The sequence below is a fragment of the Phormidium yuhuli AB48 genome (genome assembly GCF_023983615.1).
GTDB classification, from domain to species: Bacteria; Cyanobacteriota; Cyanobacteriia; order Cyanobacteriales; family Geitlerinemataceae; genus Sodalinema; species Sodalinema yuhuli.
This window is the reverse complement of record NZ_CP098611.1, coordinates 1955335-1977307: the sequence shown is the minus strand read 5'-3', so window position 1 is coordinate 1977307 and position 21973 is coordinate 1955335. Positions and strand designations below refer to the sequence as shown.

General features: G+C 53.0%; 19 protein-coding genes and 1 tRNA gene. 14 read left to right on the top strand and 6 right to left on the bottom strand.

The window, feature by feature from the left end; genetic code table 11:
- Positions 1-137 precede the first annotated feature (137 nt).
- Complete coding sequence (locus NEA10_RS08535) at positions 138-944, top strand: CPBP family intramembrane glutamic endopeptidase (protein WP_252664891.1); 807 nt, start codon at positions 138-140, stop codon at positions 942-944.
- On the opposite strand, the gene NEA10_RS08530 is transcribed toward NEA10_RS08535, so the two are convergent.
- On the bottom strand, positions 934-1143 hold the full coding sequence (locus NEA10_RS08530; RefSeq protein WP_252664890.1) for a glycogen debranching protein: 210 nt from the start codon (positions 1141-1143) through the stop codon (positions 934-936). The genes NEA10_RS08535 and NEA10_RS08530 overlap by 11 nt on opposite strands.
- A gap of 107 nt (positions 1144-1250) precedes the next feature.
- Here NEA10_RS08530 and NEA10_RS08525 point away from each other — a divergent pair, with 107 nt between their 5' ends.
- The 5 genes from NEA10_RS08525 (at position 1251) to NEA10_RS08505 (ending at position 5761) form a co-directional block, all read left to right on the top strand.
- The gene (locus tag NEA10_RS08525) at positions 1251-2300 is read left to right on the top strand and encodes a M42 family metallopeptidase (RefSeq protein ID WP_252664889.1); all 1050 of its coding nucleotides are present in this window, start codon (positions 1251-1253) and stop codon (positions 2298-2300) included.
- A 78-nt stretch (positions 2301-2378) separates the two neighbouring features.
- Positions 2379-2451 (top strand) — tRNA-Glu (locus NEA10_RS08520).
- A 217-nt stretch (positions 2452-2668) separates the two neighbouring features.
- Positions 2669-3832 carry a GuaB3 family IMP dehydrogenase-related protein gene (locus tag NEA10_RS08515; protein WP_252664888.1) on the top strand — a complete coding sequence of 388 codons (1164 nt, stop codon included), beginning with the start codon at positions 2669-2671 and terminating at the stop codon, positions 3830-3832.
- A gap of 360 nt (positions 3833-4192) precedes the next feature.
- The gene (gene trxA / locus NEA10_RS08510) at positions 4193-4516 is read left to right on the top strand and encodes a thioredoxin (protein WP_252664887.1); all 324 of its coding nucleotides are present in this window, start codon (positions 4193-4195) and stop codon (positions 4514-4516) included.
- Positions 4517-4663: 147 nt separating this feature from the next.
- Positions 4664-5761, top strand: coding sequence for an LOG family protein (locus NEA10_RS08505; RefSeq protein ID WP_252664886.1), 1098 nt, complete (start codon positions 4664-4666; stop codon positions 5759-5761).
- Between the two features lie 138 nt (positions 5762-5899).
- Here the strand turns inward: NEA10_RS08505 and cobW are convergent, their stop codons facing one another.
- The gene (gene cobW, locus NEA10_RS08500; RefSeq protein ID WP_252664885.1) at positions 5900-6937 is read right to left on the bottom strand and encodes a cobalamin biosynthesis protein CobW; all 1038 of its coding nucleotides are present in this window, start codon (positions 6935-6937) and stop codon (positions 5900-5902) included.
- Between the two features lie 270 nt (positions 6938-7207).
- On the opposite strand from cobW, the gene NEA10_RS08495 reads away from it, so the two are divergent.
- The gene (locus NEA10_RS08495) at positions 7208-7669 is read left to right on the top strand and encodes a L,D-transpeptidase (RefSeq protein WP_374111876.1); all 462 of its coding nucleotides are present in this window, start codon (positions 7208-7210) and stop codon (positions 7667-7669) included.
- Here NEA10_RS08495 and NEA10_RS08490 read toward each other — a convergent pair.
- From NEA10_RS08490 to NEA10_RS08480, 3 genes are all read right to left on the bottom strand, one after another.
- On the bottom strand, positions 7666-9414 hold the full coding sequence (locus tag NEA10_RS08490; protein WP_252664883.1) for an ABC transporter ATP-binding protein: 1749 nt from the start codon (positions 9412-9414) through the stop codon (positions 7666-7668). The two genes, NEA10_RS08495 and NEA10_RS08490, sit on opposite strands and share 4 nt — an antisense overlap.
- A 117-nt stretch (positions 9415-9531) precedes the next feature.
- Positions 9532-9945, bottom strand: coding sequence for a hypothetical protein (locus tag NEA10_RS08485; RefSeq protein WP_252664882.1), 414 nt, complete (start codon positions 9943-9945; stop codon positions 9532-9534).
- Between the two features lie 19 nt (positions 9946-9964).
- Positions 9965-11695, bottom strand: a complete 1731-nt coding sequence (locus NEA10_RS08480; RefSeq protein WP_252664880.1) for an ABC1 kinase family protein — start codon at positions 11693-11695, stop codon at positions 9965-9967.
- 204 nt (positions 11696-11899) lie between these two features.
- Here NEA10_RS08480 and NEA10_RS08475 point away from each other — a divergent pair, with 204 nt between their 5' ends.
- From NEA10_RS08475 to NEA10_RS08465, 3 genes are all read left to right on the top strand, one after another.
- Positions 11900-12277, top strand: coding sequence for a hypothetical protein (locus tag NEA10_RS08475; RefSeq protein ID WP_252664879.1), 378 nt, complete (start codon positions 11900-11902; stop codon positions 12275-12277).
- A 283-nt stretch (positions 12278-12560) separates the two neighbouring features.
- Positions 12561-15347 (top strand): DNA mismatch repair protein MutS, encoded by a 2787-nt coding sequence (gene mutS, locus NEA10_RS08470; protein ID WP_252664878.1) that lies wholly within the window; start codon positions 12561-12563, stop codon positions 15345-15347.
- An 87-nt stretch (positions 15348-15434) separates the two neighbouring features.
- The gene (locus NEA10_RS08465) at positions 15435-16184 is read left to right on the top strand and encodes a DUF928 domain-containing protein (protein WP_252664877.1); all 750 of its coding nucleotides are present in this window, start codon (positions 15435-15437) and stop codon (positions 16182-16184) included.
- Between the two features lie 102 nt (positions 16185-16286).
- On the opposite strand, the gene NEA10_RS08460 is transcribed toward NEA10_RS08465, so the two are convergent.
- Positions 16287-17414, bottom strand: coding sequence for a DegT/DnrJ/EryC1/StrS family aminotransferase (locus NEA10_RS08460; RefSeq protein WP_252664876.1), 1128 nt, complete (start codon positions 17412-17414; stop codon positions 16287-16289).
- 175 nt (positions 17415-17589) lie between these two features.
- Between NEA10_RS08460 and NEA10_RS08455 the strand changes: the two genes are divergently transcribed.
- The 4 genes from NEA10_RS08455 to NEA10_RS08440 all read left to right on the top strand — a co-directional run bounded on the left by NEA10_RS08455 (position 17590) and on the right by NEA10_RS08440 (position 21960).
- Positions 17590-18774 (top strand): glycosyltransferase, encoded by a 1185-nt coding sequence (locus NEA10_RS08455; RefSeq protein WP_252664875.1) that lies wholly within the window; start codon positions 17590-17592, stop codon positions 18772-18774.
- A 90-nt stretch (positions 18775-18864) separates the two neighbouring features.
- Entirely contained in the window at positions 18865-19596 is a 732-nt protein-coding gene (locus tag NEA10_RS08450) for an undecaprenyl-phosphate galactose phosphotransferase family protein (protein ID WP_252664874.1), read from the top strand.
- 245 nt (positions 19597-19841) lie between these two features.
- The gene (gene gmd, locus NEA10_RS08445) at positions 19842-20918 is read left to right on the top strand and encodes a GDP-mannose 4,6-dehydratase (protein ID WP_252664873.1); all 1077 of its coding nucleotides are present in this window, start codon (positions 19842-19844) and stop codon (positions 20916-20918) included.
- Between the two features lie 91 nt (positions 20919-21009).
- Entirely contained in the window at positions 21010-21960 is a 951-nt protein-coding gene (locus tag NEA10_RS08440; RefSeq protein ID WP_252664872.1) for a GDP-L-fucose synthase family protein, read from the top strand.
- Positions 21961-21973 lie beyond the last annotated feature (13 nt).

Below are 21973 nucleotides of genomic sequence, written 5' to 3'. Positions count from 1 at the left end.
CCCCTGCCTGTTTTACAGGAGATGCGATCGCAACTCGCCGGTCAAACTCTCAATTTTCGAGAGTCCTAGAGGCTGGAGTTGGAGCTTTTTGCCGTCAATTTGCGCCCCCTAGAGAGTTAGGGGTCGAGATCTCACCTGTGCTAAAGATTGGCTTACTTTTCATCGTCTGGTTCGGGGTCTGGTTACCTATCCTGGTTCCCCTGGCCTGGCACAGTCGCTGGTATCCGTCTCGTCCCCTGACTCCGTCAAGAAAACTTGCCCTAGTGGGCAGTCTTTATCTGCTGTTTCCTTGGGTTTTATGGGGGCTGCGACAGGTTGGCGGAGTTCATTTTTCCTATCATGGCTCCTGGATCACGGTTGCTGATTTACCGTCCCTGAGTCTGGGGATAGCAATCGGGATTTTTACCGTTACGATTCTGGTGAGTGTGCAGAGAATCGCCGGGTGGATTTCCTGGCGCTTAACCTGGACCGTTTCTGAAGGAGTCGGGCAGTTCCTGTTGGCCCTATTGCTGGGAATTTGGATTGGTGGCACTGAAGAATTTATCTTTCGAGGACTGGTGCAACAGGAACTGCAACAGCAGGGGTCTGTTTGGCTGGCCGCCAGCATCACCAGTGCCATTTTTGCCCTGCTTCATTTAATATGGCAGCCGTGTCAAACCATACCACAACTGCCAGGACTTTGGCTGATGGGTATGGTTCTAACTCTGGCCTGTGTTGTGACTGAGGGCAGTTTAAATTTAGCTTGGGGCCTACATGGTGGCTGGGTTTGTGCCCTGATTTGGCTCGATAGCTCTGGGGCCCGTCAGCCCACTGGAGCGGTTCCCCCCTGGGTAACGGGGTTGGGGGAACATCCCCTAGCCGGGGTTCTGGGCCTACTACTGCTGCTCGTCGTGGGAGCCGTCCTCTGGCTTTGGACTTTGCCAGGGTTTAATCTTAGCGGTTAAGTTTTAGGGGAGTAACAGGAACCTCATCCCAAGACTCCACCGTTCGCAGTTGAGCTGTCCAGCCCTGAGATTTTTGGAACTCATCGAGATCGCTGCTGAACGACTCATGACAGGCCCGTGCTTGGCTTTCGTCTTCACTGGCAATACAAGCTTGGACGATGCCACTGGGGTCGATTTGTTCACAAACCCAAATAGTCATGTTGCTGTTTTCCCTTGTCTGTTATGGCTATGGTGCTACACCTGTTCCCCATTGTAGGGAGAGTTGGCCCGTCAAAACGAGCAACTGGATAGGTTGAGGAGGTTTCGTTGTCATTTGAGCGCCTATTTACAACCATCGAAGACCTGGTCATGTGCCATTCCCCCAGTGGGATGGAGGGGCAAATCAATCAACTTTTGCAGGAGCGGTTAGAGGCATTGGGGGTTGAGTATTTTAGCGATCGCGCCGATAACCTGATTGCGAAGATTCCTGGAACTCGTCAGGCGGGGGCGATCGCCATTACCGCCCATAAAGACGAAATTGGGGCCATTGTTAAAGGCATTGATGCTCACGGCCGAATCTCAATTCGTAAATTGGGGGGTGCTTTTCCCTGGGTTTATGGTGAGGGAGTTGTGGACTTACTTGGGGATCAGGCCACCTGTTCAGGCATTCTCAGTTTTGGCTCCCGCCACGTCTCCCATGAATCCCCTCAAAAGCTATTGCAAGACGAGAGACCTCTCACCTGGCAAAATGCTTGGGTGGAGACCAAACGTAGCCCTGAAAACCTGGCGGCTTTGGGGATTCGCCCGGGAACGCGAGTTGTGGTGGGCAAACACCGCAAACGCCCCTTCCGCTTAGACGACTACATCGCCAGCTATACCTTAGATAACAAGGCTTCTCTGGCTATTCTGCTGGAGTTAGCCGCCCGTCTGCAAGACCCCCCGGTGACCGTGTATCTTGTGGCTTCAGCGAAGGAGGAAGTGGGGGCTCTAGGGGCGTTGTATTTCAGCAATCATCAGGTCTTAGATGCCCTAATTGCCCTAGAAATCTGTCCTCTCGCTCCCGAATATCCCATCGATGATGGGGAAGCTCCTGTCCTGTTATCTCAAGATGGCTATGGCCTTTATGACGAGGGCCTAACCCAGCAGCTGAAACAGGCTGCCCAGTCGCGAGAGATTCCCATCCAGCAGGCGATAATTATTGGCTTTGGCAGTGATGCCTCCATTGCCATGAAACTCGGCCATGTGGCCAGGGGAGCCTGTCTGGGTTTTCCCACCCAGAATACCCATGGCTATGAAATTGCCCATTTGGGGGCGATCGCCCATTGTGTCGAGGTTTTACTCGCCTACTGTCAGAACGCGCAAAATTTTCTACCTTAGGGGTTGACAGTCGTCAGAATATTCGCTACATTGGATAACGCCTAAGCGGTTAAAGCCCTCTGGCAAAACCTTGAATACGCCCCCATCGTCTAGAGGCCTAGGACACCTCCCTTTCACGGAGGCGACGGGGATTCGAATTCCCCTGGGGGTATTCACAACCAAAAACCTGAGATTTGGCTGACTGAAGTGAGCTGGGTCTCAGGTTTTTAAGTCTTCGTCCATCAATTCCCTAGAACTAGGACTGCTCCGCTTTAGACGTTTCGACTTCAGAAAATTGGCGAACCTAAAAATTTCAAGCTTGTCCTATGGATCATTATTGGGTAAATTTGCTAGTCTAGCTTAAATACGTTTGGGAACGGTAAGTAACAGTGGATATTGCAATTGGACGGGGAAAAAACGCTCGTCGCGCCTACGGAATTGACGAAATTGCCCTAGTGCCGGGAAACCGCACCCTCGATCCGATCCTTGCCGATACCCGTTGGGACATCGGCGGAATCAAACGAGACATCCCCATCATTGCCAGTGCGATGGATGGCGTGGTGGATGTACAGATGGCAGTTAAACTGTCTCAACTGGGTGCATTGGGGGTCTTGAACCTTGAGGGCATTCAAACTCGTTATGAGGATCCCAACCCGATTCTTGATCGCATTGCCTCCGTTGATAAAACCGAGTTTGTGCCTCTGATGCAAGACCTCTACAGTCAGCCGATTCGTGACGAGCTGATTGTCAAACGGATTCAGGAAATTAAAGAGCAGGGGGGAATTGCAGCGGTCAGCGTTACCCCAGCTGGAGCCGTTAAGTTTGGTCAGGCCATTGCCGAGGCGCAAGCGGACTTAGTGTTTATCCAGGCTACGGTAGTTTCGACGGCCCATCTATCTCCTGAGACGGTCTCGCCGTTGGATTTGGCGGAGTTCTGTGAACAAATGCCCATGCCAGTGGTGTTAGGGAACTGCGTCACCTATGAGGTGGCTCTAAACCTCATGAAAACGGGAGCCGCTGCTGTTCTCGTGGGGATTGGCCCGGGAGCCGCTTGTACCTCTCGTGGGGTGCTGGGGGTCGGCGTGCCTCAAGCCACGGCGGTTGCTGATTGTGCTGCGGCTCGGGATGATTTCTTTAAAGAAACCGGTAAATATGTTGCCGTCATTGCTGATGGCGGTCTCGTGACGGGTGGTGATGTTTGTAAATGTATTGCCTGTGGTGCGGATGGGGTCATGATTGGCTCCCCCATTGCTCGGGCGAAAGAGGCTCCAGGACGGGGGTATCACTGGGGAATGGCTACCCCGAGTCCCGTCTTACCTCGGGGAACCCGGATTAAGGTAGGTAGCACCGGCACCTTAGAACAAATTTTACGTGGGCCCGCCCAACTCGACGATGGAACCCATAACTTCCTGGGAGCCTTGCAAACCAGTATGGGGACTCTAGGGGCGAAAAACCTCCGGGAAATGCAACAGGTAGAAATTGCTATTGCTCCTTCATTATTAACCGAAGGAAAGGTTTATCAAAAAGCGCAGCAGTTGGGAATGGGTAAGTAGTTTCCCGGAGGAGAGGGCGATCGCCCCTCAGCCAGGGAAAAAACTGTCCTGAGATAAAGTTCAATCTCTAGGAGACAGGTTTGCCATTTATCTCTTAGAATAGAATGAGCGGAGACACATGTTTCCGTTCACTCCTCACACCACACTCCGCCCGAACAGCTTGTTCGGGTGGTTTCTTTTTCGGGGGCCCGACAGCACCAGAGTCCAGTATCCTCAACCTTGCACCCGTTATCAGGCACGACGACCCCTGTGGTAAAATCTAGGGGGAAGCGTAGTCTATGGTGATCACTCGCTGACTCCCGTCCCAGGGGGGTATTGCGCTCAACATTGCACACAAGATTAGATAAGGACTTTTGAAGTATGTCAGCAACCGCCGAGGTTTCAGACGCCAGCTTTAAAAACGACGTTTTAGAAAGCGAACTGCCTGTTCTGGTTGACTTTTGGGCCCCTTGGTGTGGACCCTGTCGGATGGTCGGCCCCGTGGTCGAGGAGATTGCCCAACAGTATGAGGGTCAAGTGAAAGTCGTCAAGCTGAACACTGACGACAATCCTGAGGTCGCCAGTAAGTACGGGATTCGCAGTATTCCCACGCTGATGATTTTCAAAGATGGACAGCGAGTCGATATGGTCGTTGGCGCTGTCCCCAAAACCACATTGGCGAATACCCTCGAAAAGTATCTCTAGGGTGTTGGGAGCGATCGCTCCTTATCCCCTCTTATCAGGGACTTGTCGCCTTACCCCGAGTGCTGGGCGGACTCAACGGAGTTCCCCAGCACTTGTTTCGTGGAAAATCTGTAAAATAAGATACTGCGCTTCCCTTCATGTAAGTCTATGTCATCTCCTCAACAGATCCCTGGACAAGGCCCTGATCTAACCCCAGAGCAACGTTTCGAGTTTCTCTCCCAGGAAATTTCTCATTTAGTTGAGGAACTGCCCAATCACGAGCATTGGACCTGGATTTCTCGCTCCCTCTCCACCCTCGTCAACCTGGCGAAATACGATACCGATCGCCTCGACTGGAAGATTGTCAGCCATTCCCTCAAGGATATGGAACGGGGCTTAGACGTCTTCCAGCCCTATCGTCATGTGCGTAAGATTGCCATCTTCGGCTCAGCCCGAACCGCTAGCGATCGCCCAGAATACCACCTAGCCCGAGACTTTGCCCGTCGCCTGGCGGAGTACGGCTTTATGGTTATCACTGGGGCCGGCGGTGGCATCATGGCCGCCGGAAATGAAGGTGCGGGAACGGAAAACTCCTTTGGCTTAAATATCCAACTTCCCTTTGAGCAAAGCTCAAATCCCTATATCCAGGATGACCCCAAGCTGGTTGATTTCAAATACTTCTTCACCCGCAAACTCTTTTTCCTGAGGGAAAGTGATGCCATTGCCCTCTTCCCCGGTGGCTTTGGGACGATGGACGAAGCCTTTGAGACGCTGACTCTGATGCAAACGGGGAAATATGGTCCAGCGCCCCTGGTGCTGATTGATCGCCCTGGGGGAGACTATTGGTATGGCTGGCAGAACTACCTTAAAACCTGCCTCCTGGAAAACGGAACCATCAGCGAAGACGACTTAAGTTTGTACCGTATTACCGACAATGTCGAGACGGCCTGTGAGGTGATCCGAGATTTTTATCGCACCTACCATTCCAGTCGCTATGTGGGCGATCGCCTTGTCATCCGTCTCAAGTCCCCCCTATCGGACGAGGCACTACAACGCCTAAATGAAGATTATCAGGATATCCTGACGGAAGGTAAAATCGAACGAACTGCCCCCCTACCCGAAGAATCACGCCAGGGGGAGCCGAGTCTACCGCGCTTAGTTCTATCCTTTAATCAAAAGAACTTCGGCCGCCTCTATGAGATGATTCGCTTCCTCAACAGTTTGGATCAGCAAACCGAGGAACGGGAGCATCCGGAGAGTAAATAGGGGGGAAGGAGAACCACAGAGGCACAGAGGACACGGAGAAGAAGGAGAAGAAGGAGAACAGCCATCCCCTCCTCTCCCTCCTCTCCCTCCTCTTTCTCCTCTCCCTCCTCTGTGTCCTCTGTGACTCCGTGGTTCCCCCTACCCCTCAAAAACCCAACTTAACCGCTCACTCTCCAACCCTTGGCCAATAAACACCAAACGAGTTTGGCGGGGTTCTTCCGGCTTCCAGGGGCGATCGAAGAAGGACTCAAACCGTTGTCCGACCCCTTGTAACACCATACGCATGGGTTTGTTCGCCACATTAACAAAGCCTTTAATGCGGTAAATTTCTTCCTGTTCCACCAAATCTTGCAGTCGCTGAGTTAGGGTTTTGGGGTTTAGGGGCTGATCAAAGGTTAAACAGACGGAGTTAATCTCATCATCATGATCATGGTCATGCTCGCCGTCATGATGACTGGGGCGATTCTCTAAATCGTCTTCTACTGAGGCATTAAAGCCCAATAAAACACTGGACTCAATTTCCCCTTGATGACAGGGAACCAACTTCACCCCAGGACGCACCTGAGACTCTAGCCAGGTTCGGATCTGATAATAGCGATCATCGGCGACGCGATCGCACTTCGTCAGTAAGACCAAATCGGCACAATTGAGCTGGTCCTCAAATAACTCCTCAAGGGGCGTTTCATGTTCTAAACTCTCATCGGCCTGCCGTTGAGCCTCCAAGGCTTCTAAATCGCTCACTAAGCGATCCTCGGCGATCGCCTCACAATCGACTACCGTCACCACCCCATCGACGGTGGCCCCGGTGCGGATTTCTTGCCAACGGAAGGCTTGAACGAGAGGCTTCGGCAAGGCCAGCCCCGAGGTTTCAATGACGATATTGTCAATGCGATCGCGACGTAACAGGAGTTCCTGCATCGTCGGTAAAAACTCTTCCTGAACCGTACAACAGAGACAACCGTTAGCCAATTCTAAGATGTTAGAGCTAGCGTCTTCCTCCTCATCACAGACCTGACAGGAGCGCAACAAGTCTCCGTCAATCCCCACCTCACCGAACTCGTTGACCAGAACGGCGATGCGACGGCCCTGGTTATGTTGCAGGAGATGACGAATCAGGGTAGTTTTTCCGGCCCCTAAAAACCCGGTAATGACGGTGACAGGTAGTTTCGCTGGCATAAAATTTGGGTTGGATGGCTGATGTTAACTGATCATAATTTCACGATAACAGCTTTTGGGTCAACGGCTCAAACCTTGACGCTCAGGGAGATTTGTTAGAATTGAGCTGAAGGCTCACCCCCAAAAACCATGACTACGACTAGGACTGATGTCCCCAACCCCCCTCCCAGGTCTCCGGCTCCTGCCAACGCGCACAGGCGTCGTCTGCTGCACCGATCGATTGCCATAGCGGCAGCTCTCATGGGCTGGAACTCCCTCAATTGGGTTTCAATGACTCCCCCCTCATCCCAGGCGATCGCCGCCCCAATGAACGAGCTAGACGCTCCGCCGCGAGTGGCCCAATGGATTGAGAATGAAATCTATGCCCTGCGTCAATCTCAACGACGCTGGATTGAGATTAACCTAACGGGCCAACGACTCATCGCCTGGGAAGGGGATCAGCCGGTCTATGCCATCTTTGTCTCCACGGGGGGCTATTCCACCCCAACCCCCACCGGCGTTTATGAGATTTACGTGAAATACCCAGAAGCCCCCATGAGTGGGCCGGGGTATCATATTCCCGATGTTCCCTACGTGATGTACTACGACGGCAACTACGGCATTCATGGGGCCTATTGGCATAACAACTTCGGGACTCCCGTAAGTCGTGGCTGTACCAATGTCGCCTTAGATCATGCCGCCTGGCTCTATTCTTGGGCCTCCGTGGGGACGCCTGTGGTAGTTCGCTATTAACGTAATAAGGCTTCCAACTGTTGTTCCTCCCAGAGCGATTGATACAATCCCGGCTGTTGGATGAGTTCGGCGTGGGTTCCTAGTTGGGAGACTGCACCGCGATCTAACACTAAAATGCGATCGGCTTTGGCGGCGGCGGAGAGTTGGTGAGAGATAAATAAGACGGTTTTGCGTTCTGTCCCCGTGGATAACTCCTGTAAAATCTGGCTGGCGGTTTGGTTATCCACGCTAGAGAGAGCATCATCGAGAATTAATACCGGCGCATCCATTAAGAGCGCGCGAGCTAAGGCGGTGCGTTGTCGCTGTCCCCCGGATAGGGTAATCCCCCGTTCGCCGACAATGGTGTCATATTGTTTGGGGAAGTTGAGAATTTCTGGGTGAATCTGGGCTAACTTGGCGGCGTGTTCCACGTCGATTTGATCGGCCTGGGGGTTTCCGTAGCGGATGTTATCGCGAATGTTGGAACTAAAGAGAAAACTGTCTTGGGGGACATAGGCGATCGCCCCGCGCAAGTCTTCTAAGCGCAGCTGCGTGATGTCATAGCCATCGAGAAACAACTGTCCCGGCTCAATTTCCAAAATGCGGGGAATGGCATTAGCCAGGGTCGATTTCCCGGAGCCAATGGACCCCACCACAGCGATGGTTTCTCCGGGTTCGATGGTGAAACACATCTGATCTAAGGCCGGGCTGTTATCTCCAGGATAGACATAGTGAAGATTGCGAGCTTCCAGTCGTCCTAGGACGTCTTGGGGGGGGAGGGCGATCGCACTGGGGCGATCGCGAATCTCCGACTGGCTGGTAAAAATGGCTTCAATGCGATCGATACTCACCTCACCCCGTTGATATACCGTCAAGGTAAAGCCCAACAAGGCCGTGGGAAACACCAAACGCTCCACATAGAGAATCATCGCCACGAAATCCCCGACGGCGATCGCCCCATCGGCAATTTCTCCGGCCCCAAATCCCAACAGAATCAACAAACTCGCCCCCGCCAACCCCTGCAACAAGGGAAAGAGGGTGCTACGAGTCCGAGCGAGAGCCAGATTACTCTCAAACAGTTTCTCATTGTAATGAGCGAAAGCCCGCCGTTCATTCTCCTCCTGGCCATAAATCTTCACCAGAGAAATCCCGCTCATATCCTCCTGAATCAACTCACTCAGACTAGAGAGTTTCTCCTGAACATCCCGCTGTTCATCCCGCAGGCGGCCACTAAACACCCAAACCAGAATAAACATCACCGGGTAAATCACCATCGATAACAGCGTTAACCGGGGACTAATGGACAGCATCACCGGCAACGTCAGCAGATACGCAAAAATCGTATTGAGTATACTCAGCACCGCAAACCCCAGCAAGCGGCGTAGATTATCCACATCACTGGTGGCCCGGTTAATCAAATCCCCGACTCGGTTGCGGGAAAAATAGTCCGCATCCATATACAGCAAATGCTGAAAAATGCGCTGTTTGAGATCGAACTCCACCTGTCGGCCAATGCCAAACAGCAGCATCCGCGATACCACACGAATCCCCCACATCACCGTGGCTAAGACCCCAATCCAGAGGACATAGCGCCAGACTCGTTCCATGGTGAAGGCCACTTCCAAGTCATCAATGCCGTTACGAATCAGCCAGGGAATATAAACCCCTAACCCATTGACAATGAGTAAGGTTAAGGTTCCGAGGGCGACTTGTTGCCAATGGGGTCGTAGATAAGAGAGGAGTTGTCTGAATTTCGATCGCTGCATCGATAACAAAGTGAGAGGAATGAGTCTGGGGGCTGCCTTAAGTGCGCTGCCTTAAGTGCGCTACCTTAATTGTAACGAAACTTTAAGGCTTACCCCAGGACTCCGAGGGAATCGAGCCTAGTTGGAGTCGTCGCCGATGAAACCCGGTAAGGGAATCTCACCCAATCCCAACTCTTCCAACTTCAGGGCCTTGACCCCACCGGATTCTAGGCGACGTAAGAGGGTGCGTAACTGAATCCAGACGAGGGTGACAGAAACCCCGGCAATCAGGGCCGAGAAGCTGTAGGCGAAACTCGGGGGCATGGAGAAAAAGAGTAACGACCCGGATAAGAACCCCGTGGCCCCGAGGGTAATCCCCAGCAGCGGCACTTTGAGGCGACTGCCCTGAAGTAACACCAAGAGGCGACTCGAACGGCGTTTTGACCAATCTTGTAGGGTTCCCACAAGGGTTTTATAGAAGCTGTAGCAGCAGACGGCGGCAGTCAGGAGGCTGGCTGCAATCAGAACATAGGGCGGATCAGAATAAAACATGGGGTTAGGGCCTAAGACGTTAACGAAGGGGAGAGGTGGGATTGTTGAAAGCACTCAGGGGCACATCTCGGAACCATTCTGAGGCGACTTCTGAGGCCCGTTGGGTAGAAAACTCCGTCAGGGAGGTTATCGCTGCATCCCAAATCCGCTCAGGTTTGATGTCTTCTTTGATGAGATTCCATAACCGTTGCACTTCTTCCGTATGCAGGCGATCGCCCTCCGTCAGAGCCAACAGCAACTGTTGCCGCAGGAAGCGTCCTTCCTCAGACATGAGATATTGCAAGCCCAACTGTGCCGTAGGAATGATATCAAAGGTCTCGTCGCTTCGGGCAATTTCAATCAAGTTTTCTAAACGGTTCCATTTAAACTCGCCATCTTTAAACAACACATCTACTAAACGACGGCGCAGTTGGGGGGATTCCCCCTTGAGTAACTGTTGAGCAATATAGGGATAGCCTAAATCGACAATCTTAAAATCCGGGTCTAAACTCAGGGCTAATCCTTCCTGAGTCACCACTGAGCGAATAATCAGGGCAAACTTCGCCGGAACTCGGAAGGGATAGTCATACATCAACTCAGAGAAGCGGTCCGTGACGGTTTTGATGTTAAAGTCTCGAACACTCTGACCGACAATGTCTCCCAATACCAGTTCTAGAGCGGGAACAATGGGATAAATATCTGTATCCGGAGCCAGGAAGCCCAGTTTGACAAAAGCGTGAGCTAGGTCTTCATAGTCCTTATTGACCAAATGCACGATCGCATCCACCAGGGTTTCCTTCATCCAGGGATCGAGTTGATCCATCATGCCAAAGTCAATGAAGGCCATCTGATTGTCTTTGGTGGCAAAGAGATTACCAGGATGGGGGTCAGCGTGGAAAAATCCATGTTCTAGGAGTTGTTGCAGTCCGCTGACAACCCCAACTTCGATAATGGCATTGGCATCAATTCCCGCTTGACGTAGGTTCGTGGTTGTGGTCAGTTTATACCCATGAATCCATTCTAAAACTAAAATGCGACGACTGGAGTATTCCCAGTGAATTTTCGGGACTTTAACATGAGGATTATCGCGAAAGTTATGGGCAAATTTTTCGGCATTGCGTCCCTCGTTAATATAGTCAACTTCCTCAAAGAGTTTAATGCCAAACTCATCAACAACAAGAGTGAGGTCATGGCCTAAATTGAGGGGCAAAAATGGGCTGAGGACTTTCGACCCCAAACGGATTAGGAACAAATCCCGAGTCAGGCGAGGGAGCAAATTGGGACGTTGCACTTTAAGGGCGACTTCTTCCCCAGTATGCAGTTGAGCGCGGTAAACTTGAGCTAGACTAGCAGCAGCGATGGGACTCGGGGAGATGTCTTGAAAGGCTTCCTCAATGGTCAGGCCAGTATCTCGCTCAAAAATACTAAAGGCGATGGCATTGCTGAAGGGGGGCAGTTGGTCTTGGAGTTTAACCAGTTCTTCGAGAAAGTCCTTGCGAATCAGATCGGGGCGAGTGGAGAGGGCTTGTCCGACCTTGATAAAGGTTGGGCCCAGATGAGTCAAAATTTTTCGCAGCTGTTGGGCCCGTTTAGACTTGTGATCAGGCTCCTTTAAAAACCAGTGGTCGAACTGAAGTCCAATGACAAATCCAGCAAAAAGCCAGATAATAACGAGCGATCGCCAAATGGCTTCCCAGGGGCGGCGTCGGTAGTAACGGGCGATCGCGTCCGCGTCATAACGCTGTAATTGACTCAGAGGATGGGGGTTCACGCTAACTTCTAGATCTCCAAAATTAAGAACCGGTGTTGGGCAAAGACCTCACAGCAGGTTCATCTTTGCCCCAATCGTCCTAACGATGTCATAACCTTCTTTAATTAAAGTATATAAAACTACAGAACTTTCTCAATCTCCAGCCGCGATTTTTCCGGCATTCCCACCGCTACACCGGTTGACCTGCAAGAGTTTTCGGATTTTATGATTTCTGCCAACCCCCCTCAAGATACCTCAACTTGGACGACTCTAGGGGATTCCCCGGAGGTGATGGCGGTGGTGGGGGTAAATCTCAGTCTGGCTCTGTTCGGCTTTTTGGTGGCCTTCTACGTCACGCGATGGCGACGGCAGCTGGCTCAGCTGACGGATTGTGTCCTGAAAACTGAACGTCAGAGTCGCCACTTACTGCCCTTAGTGCAGCGGTGGCTGATCCAACGGCAACAGTCTACGCAACAAAGCCGCGATCGCCTCCAGCAGCTTGAACAACGGCTGCAACTGTTGCAACAAGCCCTGCCGTTGATGCTGTGGCTCCTACGGCGACGGGGGCGAATTAGTCCAACGGTGGACAAATCGCCCCACTGAGGCGGCTGGCCTTAAACCCCATGGAAGGAAAAAGGGTCAATAAATTTTGCTAAGACTCATCCAAGAGACCGCCGTGGAGCCGTTAGACTTGAACGGACAGGTACACTGGTTACTGTGATCAGTATGGCTCAAGTCCTCCCTGGCTCCTCCAGACTAACTTAGAGCCGGCGGTTGGCCCCTCGACCCTCCCAACAGGGATAGCTAGGGGTCATTCTCCATTGCTCGACTCCCCCGTCTCTGGTTTCTGGGACGGTGTTCCTGCTCTTTTGCCCCGGATTTTCTAATGAGTGCATCCTCTCCTCAACCTGACCCGAAACCGACCCGTTTTGGACGCGATCGCACCCCCGCTAATGCGGATTATCGGCAACTGAACGTTGACGATCTCACGCCGATGATGCAACATTACGTGGAGACGAAACAGCAGCATCTCAACGCCCTGCTGTTATATCGGGTGGGTGACTTTTTCGAGTGTTTCTTTCAAGATGCCATTACCGTTTCCCAGGAACTGGAACTGGTGTTAACCAGTAAAGAGGGTGGCAAAAACATCGGGCGGGTTCCCATGACGGGGGTTCCGCACCATGCCCTAGACCGCTATGCCACCGTCTTAGTGCAAAAAGGCTTTGCTGTGGCCATTTGCGACCAAATTGAAGATGCGGCCGCCGCTGCCAGTGAAAAACGCATGGTGGAGCGGCAAATCACCCGAGTTCTCACCCCCGGAACCCTGGTCGAAGAGGGGATGCTTAGTGCTAGCCGTAATAACTTCCTGGCTGCGGTAGTGTTTGTGAAACGAAAATGGGGATTGGCTCATGCGGATATCTCCACGGGGGAATTTTTCACCACCGAAGGACAGGACTTAGAGCGTCTGGCCCAGGAACTGATGCGGTTGCAGCCTTCAGAAGTCCTGATTCCCAGTTCAACCCCCAATCCCGGTCGTCTCATCCGGGCCGGAGAAGCCAGTGAGGAGATTCCGGAGAGTTTACCCCGTCAGTTTTGTTATGCTCTGCGCCCTCAGAGTGCCTTTGAGGCCAGCAGTACCCGGGAACGACTGCTAGAACGCTATCATCTGCGATCGCTCGAAGCTCTCGGCTGTGACCATCTGCCCCTAGCCATTCGTGCGGCGGGGGGATTGCTGCAATATCTGGAAAATACCTTTGAGCAAGAGGTAGAAGACCGGCGTGCCGGGGCGAATCCGGGTCTGCGTCAACTGCCTCTGCAACGGCTGCGCACTTACGCTATTGCTGATTATCTGATTCTCGATGCCCAAAGCCGTCGTAATTTGGAAATTTTGGAAACGGTGCGCGATGGGGCCCGTCATGGGTCCTTGCTCTGGGCCCTGGACCATACCCGGACAGCGATGGGGTCTCGGGCCCTGCGGCGTTGGATCTTGCAGCCTTTGATGAATGGGGAGGAGATTGCCGCTCGTCAGGAGACCATCGCTGAATTATTAGGGGATGCCAGCTTGCGGGAGGGCCTACAAGCCTGCTTAAAACAGATTTATGACTTGGAACGTCTGACGGGTCGTGCTGGCTCTGGAACCGCTAATGCACGGGACTTGGTGGCGATCGCCGATTCCATTGTCCGCTTGCCCGACTTAGCGGCCCTGGTGGCGGATACTCAGGCCCCCTATCTGCGAGCGGTGGCGGCGGTCCCCGAGGCTCTAGAACAGCTTGGGCAACGGTTGCATCAGACCTTGGTAGACAATCCTCCCTTGCACCTGAAAGAAGGTCACTTGATTCGACCGGGGGTGAATGCTCAACTCGATGATATGCGAGCGATGGTGGGGGGCGATCGCCAATGGTTAGCGGATTTGGAAACTCAGGAACGACAACGCACCGGCATTAGTACCCTCAAAGTCGGCTTTAACAAAACCTTTGGCTATTACTTGGCCCTACCCCGCTCTAAAAGCGACTTAGCCCCCGAAGGCTATATCCGCAAACAAACCTTAACCAACGAAGAACGCTATATCACCCCCGATCTCAAAGAACGGGAGGCGCGGATTCTCACGGCTCAGGATGACCTCAACCGTCTGGAATATGAACTTTTTCTGGAATTGCGGGCTGAGGTGGGGGCTTTAGCGGATCAAATTCGTGAGGTGGCCCGGGCGGTGGCCGCCTTGGATGTTTTGGCCGGTTGGGCGGAGTTGGCTAATGATCAGGGTTATTGTCGCCCGCAACTGCTGAACTCGCGGCAGATTTCTATTGTGCAAGGTCGGCATCCGGTGGTGGAGAAGTCCCTTCCCTCTGGATTCTTCGTTCCTAACTCCGCTGAGTTGGGTTGGAGTGAGTTGGAGCGATCGCAGGGGGAGGAGGGGGAGGAGGCACGTCCCGATGTGATTATCCTAACGGGCCCTAATGCTAGTGGTAAAAGTTGTTACCTACGCCAGGTGGGGTTGATTCAACTGATGGCCCAGATGGGCAGTTTTGTCCCGGCTGAGTCCGCCAGCCTGGGGTTGTGCGATCGCATTTTTACCCGGGTGGGGGCTGTGGATGACCTGGCCACGGGTCAGTCCACATTTATGGTGGAGATGAATGAGACGGCCAACATACTCAATCATGCGACAGGGCGATCGCTGGTGTTACTCGATGAAATTGGGCGAGGAACTGCCACGTTTGACGGTTTATCCATTGCCTGGGCAGTGGCTGAACATCTAGCCACGGAAATTCAGGCTCGTACCATTTTCGCCACCCACTATCATGAGTTAAATGAATTGGCATCAATTTTACCCAATATTGCGAATTATCAAGTTACTGTTAAGGAGATGCCCAATGAAATTATCTTCCTGCATCAAGTTCGTCCTGGGGGGGCAGATCGCTCCTATGGCATTGAAGCGGGGCGCTTAGCTGGGCTGCCATCATCTGTGATTCAACGGGCCCGTCAAGTCATGGGTCAGATTGAACAACACAGTAAAATTGCCTTGGGGTTACGTCGGGGGAAGGCGACTCCCGACAAAGGGGTCAAGGAGCGTCGAGGACGTTATCAGACTCAGTCTCCCCAAGGGGATGATGAGACCCCTCGCTTACAACAACTTGATATTTTCGGCAGTTGTTCAACCGTTAATGGTAAATCTTAGATCATGGCCCCATACTCAATATCCTTCCCCGGCTCCCAGGTTATTTCCCTGTTCTGCGGTCTGGGTTTGTCCGGAATCGGCGTGCTCATGCCTCTGGCCCCAGCCAGAGCTGAGTTTGTGCCTCCAGACCGAGGGACTCCAGGGCGTTTAGAAGGAGCGGGTACCCGCTGGCGCGACCCCAATCGAGGGGAGTTTGATCCCCCCGATCAGCCCTTGTTTGATACGGTTCGCGGCAGTTGTGCTACGACCCCGGAGGCGGATGGCTTGACGCTTTTGGCTCCCAGAGATGCGTTAGGGCTCACCCTCAATGAGTATCCCCGCTTTTTTGCTTATATCCCTCCCCTGCCCGATGGCGCTCAAATTGAGTTTGCTGTGACGGAGTGGGAGCGTCTAATGACTGATGCGGGGGAAGAGATGCGCGATCGCGAAGTCTATTTAACCCAAGTCACTCCCCCGAGGGATGGTGGGGTAATGGCCTTAGAACTGCCCGAGGTGGATGATGAGGGGAACCCGGTCACTCCCTTGGCCGTGGGACAACATTACACTTGGTTTGTGCGCATTCTCTGCAACCCCGAAGCCCCAACTCGCTTCGGCCCCGAGATTTGGCGAGAGGCTTGGGTCAAACGCCTGTCCCCGAGCGATGAGTTTGCCCGCCAGTTGGCAGAAGCCCCTCTAGCCGAGCAAGTAGGACTCTTGGCGGAGACGGGGGTTTGGTACGACGCCCTGGAACGCCTGGCCCAGCTGCGATCGCAAGCCAATGAGCCGGAGTTAGAGCAACGTTGGCGGGGTTTGCTGGAGTCCATTGGCTTAGGGGACTTGGCCCGGGAGCGACCCTAAGGCGGAAGGAAACTCATCAGACCCTGGCGATTGACGTGGGGGCTAGTCACTTGGGGGAGGGGGGATACCAGCGAGGTCTGAATCACTCCCCCTTATGAAACCTCAAGGCTCAAGAAGAAACTGTTTCAGGTGATACAAAATTTGCTTTTGTTGTTCAGGTTTCAGTTGAGGAAACATGGGCAGGGAGAGAACCTGACCACAGACGGCCTCAGTGACGGGGAAATCCCCTTCAGCGTAGCCTAAATGGCGATAGACCGGCTGAGAATGGAGGGGCGTTGGATAGTAGACCATCGTGCCAACCCCCAGCTCCTGGAGACGCGATCGCAGGCGATCGCGGTCATGGCTTGCCCCCAGGCGCAGACTGTATTGATTCCAGACATGACCCGGCACATCTGAGGGGAGGTAGAGATCCGGCAGGGGGGCTAGCAGCTGCTGATAGCGAGCCGCCACCTGGCGACGTTGCTGATTCCATGACTCCAAATAGCCCAACTTAACCCTCAAAATGGCCGCTTGCAGGGCATCTAAGCGGCTGTTGATGCCAATTTCTTCGTGGTAGTAACGGCGAGTTGCCCCATGTTCTTTGAGCGATCGCAGCCGCTGGGCTAATTGAGGGTCATCCGTGGCGATCGCTCCCCCATCGCCAAAGGCCCCTAAATTCTTCGTCGGGAAAAAGCTAAAACAGCCCATCGTGCCAAAACTGCCCACCCGTTGTCCGTCCCAGGTTGCCCCGGTGGCCTGGGCGCAATCTTCAATCACAGGAATCCCATACTCCCGGGCCAATCCCATCAATGTTGTCATATCCAGGGGACGACCAAACAAATGCACCGGGAGAATAGCTTTCGGTTGAGCCGGTCCCGCCTCAGCTAACAGCAGCGCCAGTTGCTCAAGATCCAGATTAAACGTCTCCGGGTCAATATCCACAAACACCGGTGTCGCCCCAACCGCACTAATCATCTCCACCGTGGCGATGAACGTGAAGGGGGTGGTGACCACCTGATCACCGGGGCCAATGTCTAGGGCCCGTAAGGCTAAAAACAAGGCATCGGTGCCCGAATTACAACTCACACAATGGTTTGTACCCAAATACTCAGCGAATTCCCGCTCGAAGGTCAGGACACTTTCGCCGCCGATATAGCGTCCTGAGACCATCACCTGCAGAACCGCTTGGTCTAACTCATGCTTGAGCTGCTGATATTGCTGTGCTAAGTCCAGTAAAGGAATTGAGTTCACTCGCTCAGAACCAAAAATCTCTCCCCCTAGCATACCGCCTCGCCGAATCCTCTTGGCAACTCTTCCAGCCCGAGCCGTCCCAGAAGGTTTTGAGGGGACGGGGAAAGACTGCTGTACCCTGTTAGGTGGATACCGTCCCGAGGGCGCGTAACCTGGTGAGGTAGAGAAGTTGCCCATGTCCGACCCTGTTGATATCACAACGCTCAAGATTGCCCTGGTGCATGAATGGCTCACCCCAGCGGCCACCGGAGGTTCAGAACTGGTGGTGAGGGAAATTCTCAGCCATGTTGAGGCGGATCTGTTTGCCCTGGTAGATTTTGAATCGTCTAATCCTGAGAGTTATCTTTACGGTCGCCCCATTGGCACCAGCTTTATTCAGAACTTACCGCGATCTCAGGCTGGGGTGCAAAAGTATTTACCCCTACTGCCCCTAGCCATTGAGCAATTCGATTTAGGGGAGTATGACCTGATTCTCTCCTCCTCCCATGCCGTGGCCAAAGGCGTGCTAACCCGTCCGCAGCAGCTCCATATCTGCTACTGTCATACCCCCATGCGCTACATTTGGGATTTAACCTTTGACTACCTGCGGGAGTCACGACTAGGGCGGGGACTCCCGGGATGGGTGACCCGTCTTCTGTTGCATCAACTACGGCAATGGGATGTACTCAGTGCCAACCGGGTGGATTATTTTATTGCCAACTCTGAGTATACCGCTCGTCGGATTTGGCGGTGCTATCGTCGTCGGGCCGAGGTGATTTACCCCCCCGTTGCCGTGGAACGCTTCCCCTTTGAAGCCAAGAAACAGGAGTTCTATCTGACCGTGTCACGATTGGTCAGTTACAAAAAAATTGATTTAATCGTGAGAGCCTTTAATCAACTGGGGTATCCCTTGGTGGTGATTGGCAGCGGTCCCCAAGCCAGCCGTTTGCAGGCCCTGGCCCAGAGCAACATCAAATTTCTCGGATCACAGCCCAACTCGGTTGTGGAAGAGTATATGTCCCAAGCGAAGGCATTTGTCTATGCAGCCTGTGAAGATTTTGGTATTGCGCCGGTGGAAGCCCAAGCTTGTGGAACCCCCGTAATCGCTTACGGGGCCGGCGGGGCCTTGGAAACCGTCCGGGATATCCGTCAGTGGGGCAAAACCGGCACAGGAGTTTTGTTTAAGCCACAAACTGAAACAGCTCTGATGGAGGCGGTTAAAACCTTTGAGGAACTGCGATCGCGCTTCCAGCCGGAGGCGGTCCGATCACATTCGGTTCGATTTGCCCCTACAATCTTTGAACAGCGTTATCTATCCTATTTAGAACGCTGTTGTCGAGACTTTCAACGGGGTATCCCCACGGAAAGCCAGGTCTTCTGAGCTCATTCCCTTAAGGGGGACTAGGGCCAGATGGCGAATATGGCGTTACGATCTCGACTGTGTGTGTGTGGTGTGAATGGAAGGAGTACGATGACTGCCAATAGCCAACTGATCTCTGCAAAAGGACTGTGGGCGCTTGTCAAACGGGGACTTATGACCCGTCTGGCAGACCTGCGCCCCCAAGGATTGACCGTAGCAGATGCCAACGGAGCGTTGGGTAAACGCCTCTTTGACATTCTATTTTCTGCCTTGGTTTTAATTGTCTTTTCTCCGGTCTATTTTCTCTTGGGATTTTTAATTCTCTTGAGTTCTCCAGGACCGATTTTTTATGTGCAAGAACGAATTGGTAAAGACCGCAAGCCATTCGGCTGTATCAAGTTTAGAACCATGGTCTCTAATGCTGACCAAGTTCTAGAGGAACTCTTGGAAAGCTCCCCGCAAATTCGGGAAGAGTTTCAAGAGACGTTCAAACTCAAAAGCGACCCCAGAATTACCTGGATTGGTCGTTTTTTGCGGTTCACCAGTCTAGATGAGTTTCCCCAGTTTTGGAATGTGTTGCGGGGGGATATGAGTGTGGTCGGACCTCGTCCCCTGATTCGGGAGGAGCTGCCGAAATACGGACGCTATATGGATAAAGTCCTAACCATTCGTCCGGGAATTACTGGATTATGGCAAGTGTCCGGACGGAACGACATTCCCTATGAAAAGCGCGTCAAAATTGATGTGTATTACGTCAACTGCCGTAACGCTTGGATGGATTTTTGGATCGCCATCAAAACCATTGGTGTGATTATTTTCCCCAAGAATAACGGTGCTTACTAGGACAAGTCCCCATCATGAATCTGGGGTCGGGGGTCAACCTTAGATCTCCGACCTTGTCGTCGCTCATTCTGGGTTGGGCAGTGCTGTGGTAACCCCAACCCACTAACTCCTGGTGCAGGACTCGGTCATGTCAAGTTCAGTCAGCGACGGCTCAGGGCCTGTTGAGGGAGGGACAGACTGGGAAAAGATGAGCTACAACGGATGAGGGAGTTTCCCTAAGACCTAGAATTAAGGATTAGACAATTGTGACGGAACTGAAACGAGCATTAATTACCGGGATTACCGGACAGGACGGATCCTATCTCAGTGAACTGCTATTAGAGAAAGGCTACGAAGTTCACGGGATTATCCGACGTACGTCCACCTTCAATACGGACCGCATCGACCATGTCTATGTGGACCCTCATAGTGAGGGGGCGCGGCTATTTCTCCATTATGGAGATCTCACCGATGGCACCACCCTACGGCGCATCCTAGAGGAAGTTCGCCCCAATGAAATTTATAACCTCGGGGCCCAGTCCCATGTGCGGGTGAGCTTCGACTCGCCGGAATATACGGTGGATACGGTGGCCATGGGAACCCTACGCCTCCTCGAAGCGATCCGAGACTATCAACAACGTACGGGGATTCAGGTTCGCTTCTATCAAGCGGGGTCTTCGGAAATGTTTGGCAAGGTTCAAGAAGTCCCCCAGAAGGAAAGCACGCCGTTTTACCCCCGGAGTCCCTATTCCTGCGCTAAGGTGTACGCCCATTGGCAAACGGTGAACTATCGTGAGTCTTACGATTTGTTTGCCTGTAATGGCATTCTCTTTAACCATGAGTCGCCTCGACGGGGGGAAACCTTTGTCACCCGCAAGATTACCCGTGCGGTGGCCCGGATTGTGGGAGGAATGCAGAAAAAACTGTTTCTGGGCAATCTCGATTCCAAACGGGATTGGGGCTATGCCAAGGATTATGTGCGGGCGATGTGGCTGATGCTTCAGCAAGATGAACCCGATGATTATGTCGTTGCTACCAATGAAACCCATTCAATTCGTGAGTTTCTGGATTTGTCCTTCGGCTATGTGGGCCTCGATTGGCATGATTATGTGGAGTTTGATCCTCGCTATCTGCGCCCGGCGGAGGTGGATTTACTGATTGGGGATTGTTCCAAGGCGCAGGAAAAACTGGGCTGGACTCCCTCGGTGAGTTTTAGTGAGTTGGTGGCTTTGATGGTTGAGGCGGATTTAGCGGCGTTGGGATTACCCTCGAAACAGGCGAATGGTGAAAGTCCCAGCGATCGCGCCTTTATTCGTCAGGAGGCGACGAATACGGTGGACTAGCCGAAGCACGAAGGCGGCTGGGCGAGTAGCTTGGCCGGTCCGGGGTGGATGGCGTGAGTAAAAGGCACTGAAATTGATACAGGAAGAGGTTATGGCCGGTTTATCGTTAGCAGACAAACGCATTGTGGTCACCGGTGGGGCCGGATTTCTCGGCCGTCAGGTGATTGCCCAGTTGTTGGCCGCCGGGGCGACGGAGGATAAGATTTCGGTGCCGCGATCGCGCGATCGCGATTTGCGACAACTCCAACAGTGTCAGGAGGTGGTCCAAGGTCAGGATATTATTATCCACCTGGCGGCTCATGTGGGGGGCATTGGCCTAAACCGGGAAAAACCGGCGGAGTTGTTCTACGACAACTTAATGATGGGCACTCAACTGATTCACGCCGCCTATGAAGCGGAGGTGGAGAAGTTTGTCTGTGTGGGTACGATTTGCGCCTATCCCAAATTTACCCCGGTTCCCTTCCGGGAGGATGACCTCTGGAATGGCTATCCCGAAGAAACGAACGCCCCCTATGGGATTGCCAAAAAAGCCTTGTTAGTGCAACTGCAAGCCTATCGCCAGCAATATGGTTTTAATGGGGTGTATCTGCTACCGGTGAATCTCTATGGCCCGGAAGATAACTTTAATCCCAACAGTTCTCATGTGATTCCGGCCCTGATTCGCAAGGTGCATGAGGCCCAACAACGGAGCGAGACGAAACTTCCCGTCTGGGGGGATGGGTCCCCGACGCGGGAATTTCTCTATTCCACGGATGCGGCCCGGGGCATTGTTATGGCCACCCAGGAGTATGATGACCCCGACCCGGTGAATTTGGGAACCCATGAGGAGATTTCCATCCGCGATTTGGTGGAAACCATTTGTGAGTTGATGGAGTTTCAGGGGGAGATTGTCTGGGAAACCGATAAACCCAATGGTCAACCCCGCCGCTGTTTGGATACGCAACGGGCTAAGGAACGATTTGGTTTTGTGGCCCAAACCAGCTTCCGAGATGGCTTACGACAAACCATCGCCTGGTATCGAGAGCATGGGGAGGCGGTTTAAGGGGTCAGGGTCT

Excerpts from the sequence above, each read along its gene's own strand:
- NEA10_RS08530 (WP_252664890.1), bottom strand. The coding sequence starts at position 1,143 with ATGACTATTTGGGTTTGTGAACAAATCGACCCCAGTGGCATCGTCCAA.
- trxA (WP_252664887.1), top strand. The coding sequence starts at position 4,193 with ATGTCAGCAACCGCCGAGGTTTCAGACGCCAGCTTTAAAAACGACGTT.
- NEA10_RS08505 (WP_252664886.1), top strand. The coding sequence starts at position 4,664 with ATGTCATCTCCTCAACAGATCCCTGGACAAGGCCCTGATCTAACCCCA.
- cobW (WP_252664885.1), bottom strand. The coding sequence starts at position 6,937 with ATGCCAGCGAAACTACCTGTCACCGTCATTACCGGGTTTTTAGGGGCC.
- NEA10_RS08495 (WP_374111876.1), top strand. The coding sequence starts at position 7,208 with ATGACTCCCCCCTCATCCCAGGCGATCGCCGCCCCAATGAACGAGCTA.
- NEA10_RS08490 (WP_252664883.1), bottom strand. The coding sequence starts at position 9,414 with ATGCAGCGATCGAAATTCAGACAACTCCTCTCTTATCTACGACCCCAT.
- NEA10_RS08485 (WP_252664882.1), bottom strand. The coding sequence starts at position 9,945 with ATGTTTTATTCTGATCCGCCCTATGTTCTGATTGCAGCCAGCCTCCTG.
- NEA10_RS08475 (WP_252664879.1), top strand. The coding sequence starts at position 11,900 with ATGATTTCTGCCAACCCCCCTCAAGATACCTCAACTTGGACGACTCTA.
- mutS (WP_252664878.1), top strand. The coding sequence starts at position 12,561 with ATGAGTGCATCCTCTCCTCAACCTGACCCGAAACCGACCCGTTTTGGA.
- NEA10_RS08465 (WP_252664877.1), top strand. The coding sequence starts at position 15,435 with ATGCCTCTGGCCCCAGCCAGAGCTGAGTTTGTGCCTCCAGACCGAGGG.
- NEA10_RS08455 (WP_252664875.1), top strand. The coding sequence starts at position 17,590 with ATGTCCGACCCTGTTGATATCACAACGCTCAAGATTGCCCTGGTGCAT.
- NEA10_RS08450 (WP_252664874.1), top strand. The coding sequence starts at position 18,865 with ATGACTGCCAATAGCCAACTGATCTCTGCAAAAGGACTGTGGGCGCTT.
- NEA10_RS08440 (WP_252664872.1), top strand. The coding sequence starts at position 21,010 with ATGGCCGGTTTATCGTTAGCAGACAAACGCATTGTGGTCACCGGTGGG.